The organism is Aquimarina atlantica, from assembly GCF_000626715.1.
Lineage (GTDB): Bacteria > Bacteroidota > Bacteroidia > Flavobacteriales > Flavobacteriaceae > Aquimarina > Aquimarina atlantica.
Window position 1 is genome coordinate 147,789 of the sequence record NZ_AQRA01000008.1, and the last position, 19,565, is coordinate 167,353.

The 19,565-nt window shown below is 31.4% G+C and carries 19 protein-coding genes; 7 read left to right on the forward strand and 12 right to left on the reverse strand.

Features of this window, described 5'->3' with window-relative positions; genetic code table 11:
- The first annotated feature begins 4 nt into the window (after positions 1–4).
- A complete protein-coding gene (locus ATO12_RS18635) occupies positions 5–526 on the forward strand; it encodes a hypothetical protein (RefSeq protein WP_034244879.1) in 522 nt (173 codons plus the stop codon).
- A 10-nt stretch (positions 527–536) separates the two neighbouring features.
- Here ATO12_RS18635 and ATO12_RS18640 read toward each other — a convergent pair whose 3' ends face one another.
- The 4 genes from ATO12_RS18640 to ATO12_RS18655 form a co-directional block, all read right to left on the reverse strand.
- On the reverse strand, positions 537–1,646 hold the full coding sequence (locus ATO12_RS18640; RefSeq protein ID WP_034244881.1) for a DNA helicase PriA: 1,110 nt from the start codon (positions 1,644–1,646) through the stop codon (positions 537–539).
- 104 nt (positions 1,647–1,750) lie between these two features.
- Positions 1,751–2,887 (reverse strand): SPFH domain-containing protein, encoded by a 1,137-nt coding sequence (locus ATO12_RS18645; protein WP_034244883.1) that lies wholly within the window; start codon positions 2,885–2,887, stop codon positions 1,751–1,753.
- Between the two features lie 167 nt (positions 2,888–3,054).
- Complete coding sequence (locus ATO12_RS18650; protein ID WP_034244884.1) at positions 3,055–3,891, reverse strand: hypothetical protein; 837 nt, start codon at positions 3,889–3,891, stop codon at positions 3,055–3,057.
- Positions 3,892–3,916: 25 nt separating this feature from the next.
- The gene (locus ATO12_RS18655) at positions 3,917–4,744 is read right to left on the reverse strand and encodes a hypothetical protein (RefSeq protein ID WP_034244885.1); all 828 of its coding nucleotides are present in this window, start codon (positions 4,742–4,744) and stop codon (positions 3,917–3,919) included.
- A gap of 303 nt (positions 4,745–5,047) precedes the next feature.
- Between ATO12_RS18655 and ATO12_RS18665 the strand changes: the two genes are divergently transcribed.
- Positions 5,048–6,778 carry a helix-turn-helix domain-containing protein gene (locus tag ATO12_RS18665; RefSeq protein WP_131248860.1) on the forward strand — a complete coding sequence of 577 codons (1,731 nt, stop codon included), beginning with the start codon at positions 5,048–5,050 and terminating at the stop codon, positions 6,776–6,778.
- Between the two features lie 110 nt (positions 6,779–6,888).
- Positions 6,889–7,083 (forward strand): hypothetical protein, encoded by a 195-nt coding sequence (locus ATO12_RS18670; protein ID WP_034244888.1) that lies wholly within the window; start codon positions 6,889–6,891, stop codon positions 7,081–7,083.
- Positions 7,084–8,165: 1,082 nt separating this feature from the next.
- Here ATO12_RS18670 and ATO12_RS18680 read toward each other — a convergent pair.
- Positions 8,166–8,996, reverse strand: coding sequence for a hypothetical protein (locus tag ATO12_RS18680; RefSeq protein WP_034244891.1), 831 nt, complete (start codon positions 8,994–8,996; stop codon positions 8,166–8,168).
- Positions 8,997–9,012: 16 nt separating this feature from the next.
- Between ATO12_RS18680 and ATO12_RS26160 the strand changes: the two genes are divergently transcribed.
- Positions 9,013–9,198: a hypothetical protein gene (locus tag ATO12_RS26160; RefSeq protein ID WP_165583409.1), complete on the forward strand. Its 186-nt coding sequence runs from the start codon at positions 9,013–9,015 to the stop codon at positions 9,196–9,198.
- On the opposite strand, the gene ATO12_RS18690 is transcribed toward ATO12_RS26160, so the two are convergent.
- The 3 genes from ATO12_RS18690 to ATO12_RS18700 form a co-directional block, all read right to left on the reverse strand.
- The gene (locus ATO12_RS18690; protein ID WP_034244893.1) at positions 9,173–9,925 is read right to left on the reverse strand and encodes a LytR/AlgR family response regulator transcription factor; all 753 of its coding nucleotides are present in this window, start codon (positions 9,923–9,925) and stop codon (positions 9,173–9,175) included. The two genes, ATO12_RS26160 and ATO12_RS18690, sit on opposite strands and share 26 nt — an antisense overlap.
- 12 nt (positions 9,926–9,937) lie before the next feature.
- Entirely contained in the window at positions 9,938–11,776 is a 1,839-nt protein-coding gene (locus tag ATO12_RS25085) for a sensor histidine kinase (RefSeq protein ID WP_165583410.1), read from the reverse strand.
- 157 nt (positions 11,777–11,933) lie between these two features.
- Positions 11,934–12,809 carry an alpha/beta fold hydrolase gene (locus tag ATO12_RS18700; RefSeq protein WP_034244894.1) on the reverse strand — a complete coding sequence of 292 codons (876 nt, stop codon included), beginning with the start codon at positions 12,807–12,809 and terminating at the stop codon, positions 11,934–11,936.
- Positions 12,810–12,883: 74 nt separating this feature from the next.
- Here ATO12_RS18700 and ATO12_RS18705 point away from each other — a divergent pair, with 74 nt between their 5' ends.
- Entirely contained in the window at positions 12,884–13,495 is a 612-nt protein-coding gene (locus ATO12_RS18705; protein ID WP_131248861.1) for a TetR/AcrR family transcriptional regulator, read from the forward strand.
- A 144-nt stretch (positions 13,496–13,639) separates the two neighbouring features.
- Here ATO12_RS18705 and ATO12_RS18710 read toward each other — a convergent pair whose 3' ends face one another.
- The 4 genes from ATO12_RS18710 to ATO12_RS18725 form a co-directional block, all read right to left on the reverse strand.
- A complete protein-coding gene (locus ATO12_RS18710) occupies positions 13,640–14,122 on the reverse strand; it encodes a hypothetical protein (protein WP_131248862.1) in 483 nt (160 codons plus the stop codon).
- 491 nt (positions 14,123–14,613) lie between these two features.
- On the reverse strand, positions 14,614–15,342 hold the full coding sequence (locus ATO12_RS18715) for a metallophosphoesterase (protein WP_034244897.1): 729 nt from the start codon (positions 15,340–15,342) through the stop codon (positions 14,614–14,616).
- 31 nt (positions 15,343–15,373) lie between these two features.
- The gene (locus tag ATO12_RS18720) at positions 15,374–16,510 is read right to left on the reverse strand and encodes an ATP-binding protein (RefSeq protein ID WP_034244898.1); all 1,137 of its coding nucleotides are present in this window, start codon (positions 16,508–16,510) and stop codon (positions 15,374–15,376) included.
- Positions 16,511–16,595: 85 nt separating this feature from the next.
- The gene (locus ATO12_RS18725) at positions 16,596–17,348 is read right to left on the reverse strand and encodes an SDR family NAD(P)-dependent oxidoreductase (RefSeq protein ID WP_034245227.1); all 753 of its coding nucleotides are present in this window, start codon (positions 17,346–17,348) and stop codon (positions 16,596–16,598) included.
- 255 nt (positions 17,349–17,603) lie between these two features.
- Here ATO12_RS18725 and ATO12_RS18730 point away from each other — a divergent pair, with 255 nt between their 5' ends.
- Together ATO12_RS18730 and ATO12_RS18735 are read left to right on the forward strand one after the other, a co-directional pair.
- Positions 17,604–18,605 carry an AAA family ATPase gene (locus ATO12_RS18730; RefSeq protein WP_034244900.1) on the forward strand — a complete coding sequence of 334 codons (1,002 nt, stop codon included), beginning with the start codon at positions 17,604–17,606 and terminating at the stop codon, positions 18,603–18,605.
- 88 nt (positions 18,606–18,693) lie between these two features.
- On the forward strand, positions 18,694–19,560 hold the full coding sequence (locus ATO12_RS18735; RefSeq protein WP_034244901.1) for a DUF58 domain-containing protein: 867 nt from the start codon (positions 18,694–18,696) through the stop codon (positions 19,558–19,560).
- The last annotated feature ends 5 nt before the right edge of the window (positions 19,561–19,565 follow it).

The following is a 19,565-nucleotide window of genomic DNA, read 5'->3' on the forward strand; positions in this document are numbered from 1 at the left end:
TACAATGGATAAAGTACTATACATATTAGTATTCATTGGTTTGTTTTCTTGTAAGTCAAATAGTATTGCTCAAGAAAAAGAGAGTGATAAAAATGAGAAACCTAAGATTGAGAATCCAAGAGCAGCAAAACCAAAAATTAAAATGCCTGGTCTAGGAGATCCAAGGGATAATGAAATAACGCATGGGGAATTCGAAACGGATAACCTAATAGAAGCTAACAGGATAGATTTGGTAGGGTTGTTTATCAAATTCTATAAAGATAAAAAGATCTGCGATAAAGCTTATAAAAATGCAATAGAAGTGAAATTAGATAAAGTAATAAGATCTGGATCAGGTATTATTAAATCTCTTTCAGAGCAACAAGAAATTACTTTGGTATTTATGAAATTTCATAATGAAGATGTCAATGTACTTAAACAAAAATTGGTTAAAGACCAGAAAATTTCCTTTCAATTGAGAGAAAGGCCATGTTTTGATTCTTCTAAATCGGTATATGAGATCATTACTTTTAAGATTAAAAATTAAAAAGAATGTTTTAACTAAGGAACTCAGTTATCCAATATATCGAGGCAACAACAACAAGTATAAACAATACAAAGAAGAATATCTTCCAGAAAGAATAGGGCCTATTCCCAGAAATAGCACCTGTTTGACCATTGATAAAGAAATTATACTTTTTACCACTAAATCGGTAAGCACTAATATATACTGGAAGCAGAATATGTTTAAAGGTCTCTTCGCTTAAACTCATATCTATATGGTGTACTCTTTGGGTGTCTCCTCCTATATCACGTCTGGCCCAGGATGTAGCAATGCGTTCGGCTTCTTTGGTAGATGCTAAATGGCCATCTTTTAACGGGATTGTATATTTTTCGGTAACAAAACCTGCCAAAAAACTAGTATTAAAGGGCACAAGAGCCTCTAAATTCCAATTTGATATTTTTCTTGGTACCGGATTTTTATTTTGGTGTGATGCTTTAATTAAAGTATCATCAACAAAACCATTTACATTTCCGCTTGCCGGAGACCACCTTGTTCTACGTTCTTGCCGGGTCCTGGTAACAGATTTACCATTTACCGTGGTTGTATACGGAACACTAACATAATAATAATCTCCGCGTTGCCCGGTATAATTTGCATACAGTTGGGCATCAAAGGTCCAGTAAGGTAAATAGAGTCCTTTGGTATTTTGTGGATCTAATGCTGCTTTTTTTAAGTTATTCGGTGCAAACCACAACCCTTTTACCCATTTTGAAAATATCTGATGTGATTTTTTCTGATCAAATTGAAAAGGAAGTACGGCTCCCGGTAATATCCAATCCTCTTTATATGCATCTTCTATAATCAAAGGCATAGTGCAATACACACAATGCAAAGATTTGTAGTTTTCTTCGATATGTTGATTTGCACCACAATTTTTGCAATGTAGCATCATGATTTCTTCAGAATGCGATTGAGAACCCATTTCTTCGAGATAGGGTTTAAGTTCTAACTCTTGAAATCCATTTTGATCATATATAATCGTTTCATGATGACCACAATACTCGCAAGTAATCTCAGTCGTTCCAGGTTTATATTTTAATTCTGCACCACAATTAGTACAGGATTTTTTACGTTCTGAAACTGCTTTTTTTTCTTCTTCCATTTAGGAACTAATAATACTGGATGTTATATAGAATAGTTCCTTCTCCCTTATGGGAGAAGGTTACGTCCTATCTCAAAATTAATTTTGAGATGCGTTTTTATTTTTTAATTCCCTGGTAATGGAGGAGGGGTGCTTCCGCCTAGAAAAGATTTTAGCTCTTCTACATCTTTTAATGCAGCCCAGCTATCCATTCCTTGTTTCCATACCAAAGAATCTTTATTTATGGTTCTATTGGCAAATAGTGCTTTTAATTGCTCAAAGGATACGGGGCCTGCCTGTTGTCCGTTTTGAGCATAAAAATACTGTACTTGCACTGGCATTGGTGGTGGAGCCATTGGAGTAGTTTGCTGAGGTTGTACTTGTTGTTGCCCTGCCATTGGATTCATCATGCCTCCCATTTGTTGGGCTAGAACAAATCCCATTCCCATTCCCATTCCGGCTCCTGCTGTACCTCCTTCATTGGCTGCGGCAGCTTCAATAGCTTTTGCAGTTTTAAATTTGGTTAATTTATCCAGATCAAGCTTATCAATTCTACTGTATTCAAATATTTCTTTTTTCAATTCCTCTGGCATAGAAACATTCTCGATAAAGAATTTTTCCAGAGAAATACCTACAGCGTTAAATTCGGGTTGCATTACCTCAAGACAGGTATCAGATAATTCTGTAGTATTAGCGGCATATAGCTCTATTGGTAAATTAGCTTCACCAATAGTATCTGTAAATCGTGTAGAGATTAAGCTTTTAAGATGCTCATTAATCTCGAAATTAGTGAAATTAGCATCGGTTCCTACAATATCAATAATAAATTTACCGGCATCATTAATCTTAAATGCATAGGTTCCAAAGGCGCGAATTTCTACAAGCCCAAAACGATCATCGTTTAAGGTAATTGGGTTTTTGGTCCCCCATTTTTCATCGGTAAATAAATGTGTATTTACAAAATATACTTCGGCTTTAAAAGGACTATTAAATCCATATTTCCAACCTTTTAATGTTGTTAAAATTGGTAAGTTTTGTGTGTTTAAGGTATATGTTCCGGGAGTGAATACATCTGCCAATTGTCCTTCATTAATGAAAACCGCAGTTTGTCCTTCTCTTACAATAAGCTTGGCTTCATTTTTAATTTCATTTTGATAGCGTTCAAACCGATGCACAATTGTATCATCGGTATAGTCCAACCATTCTATGATATCTATAAATTCGTGGCTAAGTTTTTTCTTTATTTCGTCAAAAATTCCCATTGATGAGTTGATTTTAAATTTGTGTTCTAAAGCTACAAAATTGAATGGTCGATGAAAAATTAATTTTGGAGAAATAAAAAGAAAGCAGAGGATAAAAAATAAGCTTCAAAGAAAATACTTCCTTTGAAGCTTATTAACTTCACCCATTTTAACATGATTTATGTATACTAATATCTGGTATATAATAAGTATCCGCCAAATCGATGATTGTTTAAATTTCCTGATGAAGAAATTGAAGTACGTCGGTATCTTTTTGATGGAAACGTTTTTCTATATGTCGAACAAGTATGTGGAGCGACATTAATAGTTTTCTTTATTTTGTAATTACCAAATACATTTTTATAGTAAGTTCTCACTTTTATAGAACTGTTAGCATTACAATTCGTTATTTCTAATTCTAATCTTTTGCATTTACTTGCTCCTTGTTTTCCCGAGCTGTAAAAAGTAGTTCCTGCTGCACCAGCATTATAGTTATTATATATACGATAATATTTTCCTGATTGGTCGTATGTGTTATAGTTGGCAGATCCAACACAATAGCTTCCTTCAAATTTTTGAAGTATTTGCGAATCTTTAGCGGCAAGTATTTTATTATGTTTTTCAATGATATTTCTTTCTTGAGCCCTGATTTTAACTTTTTGGTTTTCTTCTATGAGTAGAAGATCACCTGGTACTTCTACATCATTGTCGGTTAATGCAAGAAAGATTTCTAATGAACTTAATGCTTTTAGGCCTCCCAAGCCATTATAATTATCTGTATTTCCTTTAGCTTCCATGACTACACCATCAAGTTCGCTTCTAAATACTAAATCCACATTGTTAGATAATTTAATAGTAGCTAATGTTTTTGGTACCAGAATTATTTCTTCGTTAACACTTTCTAATTCTGATGCTGGTATGGATTCTTCTTCTTTATTACAGGAATAAAGGAAAAACAAGGCTGTGATAAATATGAATATAGAAGTGCCTGTTATCCTGTGCGTTGATATGATTTTATTTTTCATAATTCTATTTTTTTAAATTCCCGGATTAATAATTTGAAAATAGTAAGTACCCTCCAAAACGATGTCCAGCCTGACCAGTTGCTGCTACAGATGTTTTTCTATATCTACGAGACAGATAGGTTTTAGACCAAAACCTGGAGGTATTGGGAGAGATATTAATTGTATTAAGATGTTTATAATTACCAAATACATTTTTGTAATAGGTTCGTGCCTTTAAAGTTTTACTGGTACTACAATTTGAAAGCCATAATCTTACATTCTTGCATTTGTTACCATTGTTTTTCCATGAGCTATAAATTGTTGTTCCGGCACCTCCGGCCAAATAATTTTTATAGGTACGATAAAACTGACCAAAAGCATCGGTATTGTAATACCCTGGCGTTCCTGAACAATGGTTAGAATTAGCTGGTGCTTTGGTGTACGATAATGCAAGTTCAGCATCTAGTTTGGTCGTATGCTGCTTAATAGCTCCTCTTTTTAAGGCTTTGTTTTTTAATTCTTGATTTTCCTCTATGTCTATCAAATCCTGAGGAACAGGAACGTTTTCTTTGGTTAATATCAAAAAACGATTCAATATACTCTCGTTTTCTAATGCTCCTAATCCGTTAAAATTATTAGCATTTCCTGTGGCTTCAAATACAACTCCATCCTTTTCGGTTTTGAAAACTACTTCTACATCATTGGTGAGCTGTATTGTAGCTAAAGTTTTGGGTATTAATGCGATTTCTTCTGTATCTAACCCAGCTTCATTTTCTGGTTGGATTTCCTCTTCTACATTACACGAAAAGAATGTGATAAATGTAAATACCATAACAGCAGTTATGTTGGCTTTTAATTTCAATACGTTTTTCATTTGTTTTAATTTTTTAATGTTAATTAGTCTATTGTTTTAATTTGTGATTGGAGCAAATATAGATTCACTATCTTATTGAAAACAAGTAGATTATATCGAAATTCCTGAAATCAAGGTCGAAATTCCACGAATTTCGATATTGTTTTTTTAGGTATTTTTTTTAGAATTTGATAGGCGTATCTTCAGTCACTAAAAGATAAAATGTAAGTTTTTTCTGATGGCAATTAGGGGTTTTTATTGAAGTCAATTTTTTGATCAAAAGATTATATTTACCATAAGATTTTATAAAGTAAATAAGTGCTCTTGATACCAAAAAAAATATACTATGTTTTTGATCCATATAGTTTACTAAGACTATTAATTTGGATAATTCTTGGCGTGCAGATGGCATTAGGACAAGAACAAACAGATGCTTCTTTAGATTCGTTACGCAAACTTAGTTATGATCGTTTATTTGCTTCCTATAGAAATGTTAGTCGTGATACTGTAAAATCTAAATTATATCTATCGACATATTTGGATAAAGCAATTGCAGAAAAGGATACTATAAAAATGGCTAAAGCTTACAGTCATTTGTCATATTATGAGGCAGAAGAATCTAAAAAAATTGCATTATTAGATCAGGCTATATATATAAGTAAGAGACAGAATCATGATAAATATCCTGTTAAAGCGTATTCTTTTAAGGGAGGGTATTACTTTATGAAAGGTGATTATCAACTTGCACTAGATAATTATATACAAGCACTATCACTTGCAGAAAAGGTTAATAACAAAGAATACATGCAATATACCAATCATAATATTGCATGTATTAAAACAAAAATTGATAAGCATCAGGAAGCTTTGTTGCTTTTTAAAGAAAACTTTATTTATGAAAGGAACAGGGACGAGTTGAATATGGTTTCTTATTTACAATCGTTAATTCCCATGGCAGAATCTTTTCGCTATAATAAACAAATCGATTCGGCATCTTTTTATAATTATATAGGGATATCAAGATCTCTGAAATCAGAAAAACTAAAGCGTAAGTTTTATGGTAAATTGGTTTTGAATGAAGGAATCAATCTGTTTTTTGAAAAACAGTATAATCAAGCATATGATAGTATTGTTAAAGGGATTGCTCTGCAAAACAAGTATAATTCAAAAGATAAGGAAAGTTATGTACTGGGATCTTTCTATTTGGGCCAACTTTACCTTAAAAGAAAAGATACAATAAAAGCTGAAAAAGAGTTTTTAAGTATGGATTCTATTGTACAAAAAGAAAGAATTACCCTTTCTGAAACTAGAAAAGGATATGAATTTTTAATCGGCTTATCCAAATTCAGAGCAGAAAGAGAGAAACAATTAGAGTACATTAATAAGTTATTGCGGTTTGATAGTATTGTAAATAGCCATAGAACATCTGTCTCTACAAAATTGTTTAAAGAATTTGATACTCCGTTACTCCTTAAAGAAAAGAAAATATTAATCAGGAAATTAGAAAAAAATACCAACACGCTAAGTTTTTGGATAGGATTTCTGATAGTGCTGTTTTTAATGGCTATTACCTTTATGTATTATCAATATATAAAAAGAAAGAAGTATGAGCGAAAATTTAAAGAATTACTTGATGAAGGTAAGAGAACTAAAGAATTACCTAAAAAGCCTTTAGGTGATATTGGTATTGCTGATGATATAGTTAGTGATATTCTTGAAAAACTAGCTCATTTTGAGGAGAGGCATGAATTTCTGAAAAAAAATATAAGTATTTCTTCTTTGGCTAAAGAAATTAATACAAACACCAAGTATTTATCGAAAATAATTAATCATCATAAACATAAGAGTTTTACCAATTATGTAAATGAGTTAAGAGTACAGTATAGTGTTGATCAATTGAAAGAAAATAGTTCTCTTAAAAATTATACGATTCAAGGGATAGCAGAAGAAATGGGTTTTAATAGTGCTGAATCTTTTTCATCGGCTTTTAAAAGAAATACAGGAATGAAACCTTCATATTTTATGAGAAAACTAACTGCTTTAAGTATAGAATAATTTCTCGAAATTCCTGAAATCCTTGAAAAGAGGTTACACTATAGAATTTATTTTAAAATGCTTATTCTAGATTTGAGGAAAATTACACAAACATTTATAAAGTAAGGAACATGAAAAAACAGGAAACAAAAAAATTGGAACTTAAAAAATTTAAAATTGTAAAATTTGATCATTTAGATATCGTGAGAGGAGGAAGGGATAGTATCTCTATCTCATATATAAAAAGTTATGATCCAGATGATTGCGCAAACACAACAGGTTGTCATACTTATGGTTGCCCAGGAACAACTGTTATTCAATATTAACAGAATATCAAAATGAAAAAAGACCGCCTAGAATACTTTCTAGGCGGTCTTTTTTATGTTGTGTTTTAATATTTTTGAAATAAGGAAATCCCTAATTGCGAATGCGCAATTAGGGAAAATTCCTACCCTTACTTAACTCAACTTAAGTAACAAAAGTTGTAAATGCAAATCTGTACTGCATAACTGTATGATCATACTATAAAAACACTCTCTAATTCGATCAAGAGTTAGAGAGTGCGGGGATATTTAGTAACCCAGATGGGGATTTAGAAGATTGGAAAACATTTAAAAAGGCATAGTGATATTAAAAAATATACTACACAAACTACTCCTGGATTACTTATAAAACTCTAAATTGTCAATGTTTGACAAGGCGTTTTTTAAAATGCTATACTCAAGTATAGTATAAACCTATGTGCGCAACGAGTGGTTAGAAGAGTCACTAATTGGTATATAATAATTACCTTTATGATTTTCCATGCTCCATCAGATAAAACTGCAGTAGGGCATGAAAAAACTTTTTTAGTGTCTATAATTAGAGCAATAACATTCTCCGTTATGAAGAGCTCCTGTGTCATGTCCAAGACTTTTACAGTACTGACAACACTGTCCGCAATAGCTAGTAATGAATAACCCTCCGCCAGCAATTCCTTTTTGCTGTTTTTTGTCAATTTTATTGACGTTTTCTAAGTTTAAAATATGGTTTAGCATGATGTAAAATATTATGATTTCTAAATAACTATACTGATTTATACCAAAAGTTTAGATAGTAAACTTTAACTCTATATATCAGCGTTTGGGTAAATTTAGAGCATTAATTAAAAGCTGTGAGGTGCAATTGATAAAAGGCGTGTTTCAATAGATGGTTATCGCTTTTCAGTTGATTATCTAACATATTAGTTGATATCATAAGCAATCACAATTATAAGATGTTAGTTATTAAAATAAGAGGAACCCCCTAATCCCAAATATGAGATTAGAGAGTACTCCTTTCCTTACTTAACTAAATATTACTAACAAACATTATACATGCTAAGAGTTTAAGTTGAGACACTTTTTATGCTAGATAGGTAAATAATTATTTAGTTTTTATCTAATCCCCATACATTGTCTTTGTATCCTGAAAAACGTACTTTCCCTCCATATCGATGCCCATTAAAACTTACGATTTTAATGAATCGTTTTCCTTTTGTGAAAAATGATTTTGAATAATATTTATGTTTACGTGGAGGAATATCGATAATGGCATAAGTTTTTGCAGGACCATTATTAGGAGCGTACTGATGATAAATTCTTAATTCTTTGTTATAATCGCAATTGGTTAAACCAAATTGTACTCTACGGCATTTCGATAGTGTACTATGAAGATCACTACCGGAAATATCATATTTATCATAATTTTTGTAGGATATTGTAACACGATCATTATTTGATAGTGTTTGTTCAACGTATCTTTCTTCCCACCCATTACACAGAGAAGGGAATGGTAGGGCTTTAATATGGTTTAAAAATGATTTAGAAATAGGAATATTTGTACTATGTTTTTCTATTATACCTCGCTGTAATGCTTTTTCTTTGATTTTTTGATCTTCTTCTAATTTGATAAGATCTATAGGTACTGCAATACTCTTGTCGGTTAAAGTTAAAAAACGATCTAACAAGCTTAAATCATTTAACTTATCTAATTCGCCAAAATTATCAGAATCTCCTGAGGCCTCAAAGACGATACCATCGCTCTCTGTTTTAAAAGTAATTATAGTATTACTAGGCAAACTTATAGTTGCCAAAGTTTTAGTTGTTACTGCTTCTGTAGTTTCTGGCATTGTATCTTCTTCAGAACTACAAGAATAACATAAGAAAAGAGTGAAAATTACAAGGATTCTTACTAAATTAAAATTGATTTTGTTTTTCATGGTTGTAAGTTTTAAGATGAAGTTCAAACTTAAAGACACCGTAAAACAAAGACCAGATAGAATTAATGGTTATCTAGTTTCAATTTATAGATATGGCTTTTTAATTGATATACTATTAATCGGTATGGTTTTTATTTTTGAAAATAGAATTGATGAGAATATGCTTTGTAATACAATTACTGTATATGGCTCATGGCAATAAGAAACTTTTCTTTTTTATTTTTTGAAATGTTAATGATGTCATCATTATTCATGATGATATAACCTCCGTCTGATTTCACAAATTTTTTTACTTCTTTTAAATTGATTAAAAAACTATTATGTGTTCTCATAAATTGTTGTTCGATCAATAAGTTTTCATATTCTTTAAGATGTTTGCTTACTAAAAGAGATATATTATTTTTAAGAATAAATGAAGTATAAGCTCCATTAGCCTTGCAGTATATAATATCTTCTATATTAATAAACTCTACACTATCTGCTGTAGAGAGACATATTTTATTAAACTTTGGCTGTTGTTGTAGATTATCTATTAGGATTTCTAACTTTTTTTTATAAATCTCCTGATCTTTCTTTTTCTTTGCTTTTTCTACAGCAGTTTTGAGTTCTTCAATACCCAAAGGCTTAAGTAAATAATCTAAAGATGAAAATTTTATGGCCTGTATGGCATATTGCTCATAAGCAGTAGTAAAAATTACTTCAAAATTTATGGTATCGATTTGGGTTAAGATATCAAAACCTATTCCTGATTGTAATTCTATATCCAAAAAAACAACATCAGGTTTATTACTTTTAATTTTGTCAATGGCTTCTACTACAGAATTTGCAGTTGTTAGAACAGTAGTCTCCTGGCAAAATTCTTCTATTAATTTTGTTAAGGCCTCTCTACTGTGTTTTTCGTCATCTACAATTATTGCTGTTAAGCTCATAATTAGAAAATTTTATTCGGTTTGAATTTTGATAATTACCCTAGTTCCTATGGGTTCGCCATGGTTATTAATTTTGTCTATAATTTCTATATTTTTTTGTTCAGATTTGTGAAATCTTTGTAATCTTTTTTCGGTCAATTCTAGACCTCTCGATTTTGTAGGTTTTTTATAAGATGAATTTATGTTTTTCGCAGCACTTCTTCCTATACCATTATCATCTACTTCACAAATAATATAATTTTTTTCTTTTCTGAAACAAATGTTTAGTTTTTTATCCTCTCCTTTTTTATTTAATAAACCATATAGGATTGCATTTTCGATAAATGGTTGAATAATCAACATAGGTACTTCTTCGGCATCAGAGTTTAGCGTATCATCTATATGAATGGCATATTCAAAACTGGCATCAAAACGTAAAGCTTCTAATTCTAGATATTGATATAGTAAATTAATTTCATCAGATAATACAATATTTGTTTCTATAGAATTCTCAAGCAGGTTTCGCATTAAGTGGCTAAACTTAGCAAGATATTTTAAAGCAGCTTCTTTTTTTTCGAATACAATTAAATGTTGAATCGACCCTAAGGAATTAAAAATAAAATGTGGATTTATCTGAGCTCTTAGCGCTTTGCAATTGTTGATGAATGATTCTTTTTCGAATAGAAGTTTTTCTTTATGCTCCTGATGTATTTTATACGCCAGGCCTAGTGCAAAAATTATGATTTCGAGAGTTGCTCCCGCCATCATATAATCGCATGACTTGGTAAAAAAGAAACCTAGGGTGCCTATCATGAATAAGAATGATCCAGCGACTATAAAATAAGCTAAACGATTTTTGGCAGTAAGTAGTAAATAAAACATTCCACCAATACCAAAAAGCGTCATTATTAGACGCTGAATATTCATGATATAAATAGCGGCTTCAAAATATTTAAAATACAAAAAGAAACTGTCTATAATTATAATGATGATAAGTGTATAAATGATACATTTTATAACACGATTGAGCGCTGGATAGTCTTTTTTTGTGGCTAGATAAAACGAAACAAAATAAACATAACATAAATTAATTAATATTTGTGCAATCTGAAAAAACCAATGAGTAGTACTATTATAGTCATCAAAAATGATATTATTTGCTATAAGTAATGGACCATTTAGGTAGATAAATAACCATAAAATATATAAAGAGTAAAATAAGAATTCAAAATTTCTCGAAGTTATAAAAAAAGCAAAAGTGAGAATGAACATAACCAAACACACTCCTGTAAAAATATATTTGCGTACCGGATTTTTAATGTTTTTTTGAAGGTAATTACTTTGTGATGATTGATTTAAAGGTTGTGAAGTATAATGAAATTTCCAATTCATAACACGATCTGAAAACCTTAAACGTCTTATTTTTAAATATATAAATTGGTTTTTGATAAGTGAGTTACGTTTAAAAGGTATTCTATTAATATGAGATATAGAATTAATTTTTTCTGAACCATCAAATAAACCAAATTTCTTTTCTACCAGTATTTTGTTCTCGAAACAAAACATAGATGCATGTGCATAATTGTTGGATTTTAGAAACCAGAGACTATCTATTTTTAATTTTTTATTGAAGTCGATTTTTATCCAATAAATATCTTTGGGCCTGGTTTTATCGGTAAAATAGTTGGATGATCGAAAGAGGGAATCAGATTTTATAATATCATATATCGATAGCGTATCATCGATAGTTTTATATGCTTCGAAAGGAATCTGAGTTGTGTTTTTATGTAAATTATTTTGGGCATTGAGACTATAACAATATACATTCGATAGAATAAGAACAGAAATTATATATAGTAAATTTTTTAGCATATGCCCCATTGCTATTTATCGTTGAGAGTGTGTTATTAATATAACGTTTATAGAAGGCAAGACCCCAGTACTTCATATAAATTGTGTTAGAGATTTTTTTCTATTTATAGATTAAGGTTATTTGTAATGGTAAAGTAAAATGCTTTCTTATGTTGATTTATGACTCTTTCAGCCATACGCTTATTTGTTTTTCGATCTGAACATATGTTTTTTGATCAGGAATATGTTTTGTGTTTTTTAAGAAAATAGAATCCTGAAAATTGTAGAATATTTCTTTACATCTCTTTAGAGCTTTCTCACCAGGAAAAAAGATATCATTATCGGCAAATATTGCATAAACAGGAGCGGTTAGACGCTTTACATCTTTCTTTTGCAGAAGAGGAGGTCTTCGATAATCCATTTTTGTACCTAATAAAACGTTCTTCTGAAAAGTAATAGAATACTCATCTATTGTAGTGTAAAACGCGTTCATAAATTTTAGAAGGTATTTTTCTTTTTTAGTAAATAGAAAGCTTAATAACGGAAAGGTTAGATATTTCATTGATGTACCAAAAGAGCCGTTGACAAGACCACTGGGAACGACGAATATACCTTTGTGTACCTTCTCTGGCTGGTAGGACATTATTTTTTGTAATAAAAATGCTCCATAGGAAATACCGATTATAGTAGCTTTTTCAATAGTTAAAATATCCATGATTTCAGAAATCCATTCCCCATAAGAATTATCAGTAATAGGTAATCTGTTTTCTGTGCTTTTGGTGGTTTGACCTATAGTATCTATGGCATAAATTCGATAATCATCTCTTAGGTTTTTTATGGGTTCTATAGCTAATGGAGCACCTGCATTTATGCCATGTAAAATAATAACCGGAGGGTTTCCTGGCATTCCTGTGGTAATTATATGTGTTTTACCTGCTTTTGTATCTACGTAAATGTCCTCATATTCAATTTTACATGATTGTAGTTTTTCATCATATAATTTCATTATGACATCTCTCGTTTCTTTATTTTTATAAATACTTGTGTTTGCCATACTGTATTGTTTTTTAACAAAAATATACTATTTTGCCAAAAATTAGTCCAAATGGACTAATTAAATTTATAGTAATGAATATTAAAGATATAATTAAAGAAAAAGCTCTTGAACTTTTTAATACAAAAGGAGTTATGAATGTAACCTTAAGAGAGGTGGCAAAAGAATTGAATAAAAGCTATGGCAATATTACGTATCACTATAGAACCAAAAATTGTCTGATAACTGCCTTGTATAATGACATGATGATCGAAACAAAAGCGATTGTGATCTCTTTTATAAATAGTAATTTATTTTATGAAATTTTGGATGCTCCTAAAAAGACATTTAAAATTTCTATGAAGTACCTTTTCTTTTATGTCGATTATATTGAAATAAAACGCAATTTTAGGACTGTTTTCACAAACTTTGAAGAAAACAATAATAGTAGAAAAATGTTCTACAAAAGCATTTTAGAGCAATTGCAAGATCAAGGAATAATTCGGGCAGAATTGAATAAGAAAGATTTGGATTATTTAATGGAGTTGAGTGGAGCTATAAGAACATTCTTTTTTCTTAATCTTTCTTTAGAAAAATTTCTGGACAAAAATCTTGAAAACCAGTACGTCGAGTATGTAAATAGATTACTTATTCCATACCTCACATCAAATGGTTTAGAACAATATAATAATTATAAAGCGTGCTAAATATTTTTTCTGAAAAACAAATTAGTTTTGAAATGCTATAATTAGAATAACCTTTACCCAATTTACCGGGTAAAGGTTATTTGTAGTTTATTATATAATCAAAAACTTTTTTTGCTACGTATACTTAACTGTTGCATACCGAAGTTAATCTGTTAGATTATAGAATGATTGTACTTCTAGGTAGTTTTCAAAATTAATACCGCTGGCATCATTACCTTCTACCAGTACAAATCGAAGTCTAAGATTAGATTGATTAAAAGTAGCTCGTAATGTAGCTTTTCCTACCTCAATTTTATCAATCTCCAAAATGATTTGTTGACCTAAACTAAGCGGTAATACTTCCCAATAATTATTTCCTGTTACGGTTACATAGGCATAAACAATACCAGTGTCAAATATTTCCTGTGTCAATTGAGGAATGTCAAAAACATTATCCCCGTTAGATATCGTCTGGTTTTCGAATAAAACAGAAACTACATTAGCGTTTCCATCCTGTCCATTTGCCCCATCAGCTCCCGCAGGTCCTTGTGGCCCTATTTGACCATCGACTCCATCATCTGCGCAAGCACTTAAAAATAAGATTAGTACCAAAATACTATACTTAGAAAATTTCATTATTGTTTCCATACTTTTCATGTTATTAATTATTAATTGTGTGAATACTCTATTGTTTATTTGCGAAGTGTTTTTAGTGATCGATTCTACAATTACAACCTTATACTACAAAGATGAAGAGTGTTTAAAAAACCATCAAGAGGTTAAAACCTTAGTTTTAATAGGGTAAAACCATATATTTATAAGGGTTGTTTCCTGAATTTGTATTGCCTTAAACTCGTATTTAAAAAATTCTACTAGTTCTACAGGTTATTTCATTTTGAAGAATAGAACAAAAAGAAGAGTTGTAATTGTACTCAATATCTACCTAGCTAGACTCGACATTTAAGATTGACTTTTCTACTTGGTTGATCTTTTCCTTTATGATTATAAATAGTAAGGAAAGAGCTATTAACAAATACGCTAAAAATTTTATTGTTGCTTTCATGATATGTGATTTTTTATCATTAACAACCTTAGATCAATAGCTTTAAATTTTTGTTACCCCTTTTTATGATAAATTTTTAATTTCTACCATTTTCATTTGGGTATAATTGGTATACAGGATCACTTTGCCAGAACTCTTTGGTATTAATATCCATTATAGTAAGTGACCCTTTAAATGCAGCTCCTGTATCCATATTCCATACGCAAATAGCTTGTATTGGAGTGGTCTGGTTGATTCGTGTAACAGGAGTGTGCCCAATATATATCTCATCAAAAAGTAACAATCGTTTAGGGTATTTTGGATCTGTCTTTTTTAAGTTGGGATCTGTAGCCAATGCAGTTTCCCATAAAGTTCTATCCCAATAAAATAATTCATTAAAATATTCCCGATGCGGTCCATGAAGATTGGTGAACCCGGCATGAAGAAACAAACGATTGTGAGTATCTATATGATAATTATTAAGGGTTTCATAAAAACTAAGATGGGTATTAATTTCTTCTTGTGATAGTTTAGCATACGAATCCATAGTCGCTTGACCACCGTGTTGTACCCACTCGGGATTGTGAGTGTGTTGTGTGAGCCAGGTATAACAAAGTTCATCATGATTTCCTTTAATAAAAATACAATTATGGGAGGCTTTGAGTTTAATCAAGAATGAAACCAATGGGGCACTATGACTCCAGCCATCTACATAATCTCCCAGAAATATAAGCGTATCGTCTCTGGTTACCTTTGCTCTTTCAAGTATTTGTTCTAATGCGATTAACGCACCGTGAATATCTCCAATTACTAAAATTCTTCCCATAGCTGGTTAATTGTTGATCATTTTTGCTTTCTTAACTATATCTAACTTTTCTCAAAACCCGAATGCTTTCTTTACAGAGAGAATATATAGTATCGTCATAAAGTTTTAAATATGGTTTTGCCTCTTCTAATTTATCTTTTGCATCACTAATATCATTAAAATAACAAATCAAATACGTAGCAGGAAGATTTACAATATCTTTTTCCTCGTTTTTTGATAGCGGAATTTTGTTTTTTAACTTCTCGATTAATGCATTATTACTATTATATAAATGATATAATGTTTTACGATCAAATTGTGGTGGTTCAAAAAGAAGCTTACTTTCGATATCATAACTGGCATTGTCCTTAAAGGTAATTACTACTTCTTCTAGAGGATAATAACTAAAAGTGTCCTGTAAGCCTAATTGTACATATTCTATAATCTTAAATTGATCATCGGTTAACGATATACTCACTTCATCTAATTCTGAGTAAAATAACTTTACATGCTCATTGATTAATTCGATATCTACTCGAGAGTAATATACTTCTCCGTTTTGTCGTTTTTCTTTGGCTGCCCAGCAGACCACAAAATATTCTTTAAAAACCTTATATGTGGGATTGTAATCTGTTCTAGAGTTCATAAAATCAAAAACGCCATCCAGAGTGAGTTCTATATTATTCTGGGCATGACTTTCTATAGCAGTTACAATTTCTGAGTTGACATCTTTGATTTCAATATCAAAAACTTTAGGCATACTCATACTACCATCTCTAAAAAAGACGCTGCCTCCATAATATTTCCAGATATTCTTACGGAGAGAACAGAGTTGCCCTCCCTGAGGTCGAATTGTTACCAATCCTACTACTTTATCCGATGACAAATGCGGAAAAGGAATATTTTCATATGACACAATAGGAGGGTTATCTAAATATGCATTTACAAGGTTTTGGATTTTACTATCATCAAAAAAATCAACTCCTATGATTTGATTATCTTCATCTTCAACTCCTATTACGATATATGAATTATTTTTGGGATTAGAATTTGCTAGTGCACAAATATGTTTTAAGAATTTAGCTTTTCCTTCTTTCTCACCAATATTAAGTTTACGTTTCTTGTCATAAAAACTATTTTCGTCATTATGTGCCAGTAGGTTTTTAATAAGGAGGCGTTTGTTGATCATTCCGTTTACAAATAGCAATTGAAACTTTTCCCAATATAAACTTAGCCATTTTTATTGGGGCAACAATGCGATGAGAATAAAGAAATTATAAACTTTTATTAACTATTGTACTGCCAGCCTGTGCAGTAGGGAATACAATAAGATCTGCAATGTTAACATGATAGGGTCGGGTAACCACAAAAGCTATAATATCTGCAATATCTTCTGGAGTAAGGGGATCAAAACCTTTATACACAGTATCTGCTTTTTGATCATCACCTTTAAATCTAACGTTACTAAACTCGGTTTCTACTAACCCCGGATGAATAGCGCCTACTCTAATACCGTATGAATTAAGATCCATACGCATTCCCTTGTTAATAGCATCTACAGCATGTTTACTTGCACAATAGATGTTTCCGTTTGGGTAGACTTCTTTTCCTGCAATCGAGCCAATATTAATAATATGGCCAGATTGCACAGCAATCATTTTTGGTATAACTGCTTTAGAAACATACAATAGTCCTTTAACATTAATATCTATCATAGCATCCCAGTCATCAAGATCTCCGGTCTGAATAGGGTCAAGGCCATGTGCATTTCCTGCATTATTAATAAGAATATCAATTGTACTAAACTCTGATGGAAGGTTTTTAATCATAGAAAAAACCTTGTCTTTATCTCTAACATCAAAACAAAGTGTGTGTACTTGCACTTTTTTACTTAATTCATCTTGTAGGGTGTCTAATCGGTCTTGTCTTCTCCCACAAAGAATAAGGTTTATATTATGTTTTGCTAATTCTATTGCGGTAGATTTTCCAATCCCACTAGTGGCCCCTGTGATTAATGCTGTTTTCATAAGTAAATTTAATATTTTAAAAAAATGCAACACCTTTACATTAGATACGTCTTTTGATAAGATCATCGTAAAAACGATGAAAATCTTTATGTCCAATTTTTTGTAAAAGTGGTTTAAATATACTGTAAAATTTATGCCCAAAACAGGTTTTATAGTGCACATTTAACCAAGAATTAACAAGAGCATGAAAATTAATTCGACAATTTGCAATGTTGGATTATGAATGTTAAATTCACGCCTTAAAAAATAAAATAGATGGAAGAGAATAATGCTATTGATATTGCTTCAATCAATCAGAAAATAGAGAAAGAATCTGCATTTGTAGATCTGCTAACTCTAGAAATAAACAAGGTAATTGTAGGTCAAAAACATATGGTCGAACGATTACTCATTGGGTTATTGGGTCAAGGTCATATTTTGCTGGAAGGGGTTCCTGGTTTGGCAAAAACATTAGCTATTAATACATTGTCTAAAGCTGTTCAAGGTAGTTTTAGTCGTATTCAGTTTACACCAGATTTATTACCAGCAGATGTAGTGGGAACTCTTATTTTTAATATGAAAGAGAATGATTTTTCGATTAAGAAAGGACCAATTTTTGCCAATTTTGTCTTAGCAGATGAGATTAACCGTGCTCCGGCAAAAGTGCAAAGTGCTTTACTAGAAGCTATGCAAGAGAAGCAGGTAACCATTGGTGATGAGACTTTTACATTAGACAAACCGTTTTTAGTAATGGCAACACAAAACCCAGTTGAGCAGGAAGGAACATATCCTTTACCAGAAGCTCAAGTTGACCGTTTTATGCTAAAAACAGTAATTGATTATCCAAAATTAGACGAAGAACAACTCATTGTTCGCGCTAACCTCAAAGGATCTTTTGAGCAGGTAAATCCTGTGGTTTCGGTTGAGCAGATTATTAATGCTCAGAAAGCGGTTAGAGAAGTATATATGGATGAAAAGATCGAAAAATACATCCTGGATATCATTTTTGCCACGCGTTACCCAGAAAAATATGGTTTAGAAGAACTTAAACCTTTAATCAATTTTGGAGCATCACCTCGTGGAAGTATCAATTTGGCTACTGCAGCAAAATGTTATGCCTTTATTAAACGAAGAGGATATGTGATTCCTGAAGATGTTCGTGCAGTAATTCTTGATGTACTTCGCCATCGTATTGGAATTACCTACGAGGCCGAAGCAGAAAACGTAACTTCAGAGGATATCATTAATAAGATTGTAAACGAAATTGAAGTACCATAGAGGTTTGGATTTTAGAATTACGATTTTGGATTTTAATATGAGAATCTGAGATCGTTAATCGCAGATTCATCAATCGTAAATCATAATAATGGATACTAAGGAGTTACTAAAAAAAGTTCGAAAAATTGAAATTAAGACACGTCGCTTAAGTGACCACATCTTTGGGGGAGAGTATCACTCTACTTTTAAAGGACGGGGTATGACTTTTAGTGAAGTACGACAATATCAATTTGGTGATGATGTACGTAATATAGACTGGAATGTAACTGCTCGCTATAATGAACCTTACATAAAAGTGTTTGAAGAAGAGCGAGAACTTACTATGATGTTGATGGTAGATGTCTCGGGATCACAACTTTTTGGTACTCAGGAACAATTTAAAAAAGGAATCATTACCGAAATTGCTGCAACTTTAGCATTTTCTGCAACTCAGAATAATGACAAGATCGGATTGATTTTATTTACCGATGAAATAGAATTATTTATTCCGCCTAAAAAAGGAAGATCTCATGTGCTAAGGATTATAAGAGAACTATTAGAATTCGAGCCCAAAAGTAAGAAAACTAATATTACAGAAGCACTGAAGTTTTTATCCAATGTGATGAAAAAGAAAGCGATCGTCTTTATACTGTCTGATTTTATTGCAGATGATTATCAACATACATTAAAAATTGCAGGAGGAAAACACGATGTTACCGGGATTAGAGTGTATGATCGAAGAGAAGAAGAAATCCCTAACCTGGGAATGGTACAAATGGAAGATGAAGAGACAGGAGAACTTTTATTGGTAAATACTGGCTCTAAAAAAACACGAACCAATTACAGTAAATATTATCATGAAAGAGTAGAGTATTTTAAAGATAGTTTTACTCGCAGTGGAGCCGGCTCTTTAAGTAGTAGAATTGATGAGAGCTATGTGAAGAAATTGTTAGGCTATTTTAAAAGAAGAGGATAAGGAAG

Coding starts and splice junctions, on each gene's coding strand:
- ATO12_RS18670 (WP_034244888.1), top strand. CDS start 6,889: ATGAAAAAACAGGAAACAAAAAAATTGGAACTTAAAAAATTTAAAATT.
- ATO12_RS18735 (WP_034244901.1), top strand. CDS start 18,694: ATGGATACTAAGGAGTTACTAAAAAAAGTTCGAAAAATTGAAATTAAG.
- ATO12_RS18655 (WP_034244885.1), bottom strand. CDS start 4,744: ATGAAAAACGTATTGAAATTAAAAGCCAACATAACTGCTGTTATGGTA.
- ATO12_RS18715 (WP_034244897.1), bottom strand. CDS start 15,342: ATGGGAAGAATTTTAGTAATTGGAGATATTCACGGTGCGTTAATCGCA.
- ATO12_RS18730 (WP_034244900.1), top strand. CDS start 17,604: ATGGAAGAGAATAATGCTATTGATATTGCTTCAATCAATCAGAAAATA.
- ATO12_RS18700 (WP_034244894.1), bottom strand. CDS start 12,809: ATGGCAAACACAAGTATTTATAAAAATAAAGAAACGAGAGATGTCATA.
- ATO12_RS18710 (WP_131248862.1), bottom strand. CDS start 14,122: ATGGAAACAATAATGAAATTTTCTAAGTATAGTATTTTGGTACTAATC.
- ATO12_RS18650 (WP_034244884.1), bottom strand. CDS start 3,891: ATGAAAAATAAAATCATATCAACGCACAGGATAACAGGCACTTCTATA.
- ATO12_RS18725 (WP_034245227.1), bottom strand. CDS start 17,348: ATGAAAACAGCATTAATCACAGGGGCCACTAGTGGGATTGGAAAATCT.
- ATO12_RS18680 (WP_034244891.1), bottom strand. CDS start 8,996: ATGAAAAACAAAATCAATTTTAATTTAGTAAGAATCCTTGTAATTTTC.
- ATO12_RS18705 (WP_131248861.1), top strand. CDS start 12,884: ATGAATATTAAAGATATAATTAAAGAAAAAGCTCTTGAACTTTTTAAT.
- ATO12_RS18690 (WP_034244893.1), bottom strand. CDS start 9,925: ATGAGCTTAACAGCAATAATTGTAGATGACGAAAAACACAGTAGAGAG.
- ATO12_RS18640 (WP_034244881.1), bottom strand. CDS start 1,646: ATGGAAGAAGAAAAAAAAGCAGTTTCAGAACGTAAAAAATCCTGTACT.
- ATO12_RS18645 (WP_034244883.1), bottom strand. CDS start 2,887: ATGGGAATTTTTGACGAAATAAAGAAAAAACTTAGCCACGAATTTATA.
- ATO12_RS25085 (WP_165583410.1), bottom strand. CDS start 11,776: ATGCTAAAAAATTTACTATATATAATTTCTGTTCTTATTCTATCGAAT.
- ATO12_RS18635 (WP_034244879.1), top strand. CDS start 5: ATGGATAAAGTACTATACATATTAGTATTCATTGGTTTGTTTTCTTGT.
- ATO12_RS26160 (WP_165583409.1), top strand. CDS start 9,013: ATGAAGTTCAAACTTAAAGACACCGTAAAACAAAGACCAGATAGAATT.
- ATO12_RS18720 (WP_034244898.1), bottom strand. CDS start 16,510: ATGATCAACAAACGCCTCCTTATTAAAAACCTACTGGCACATAATGAC.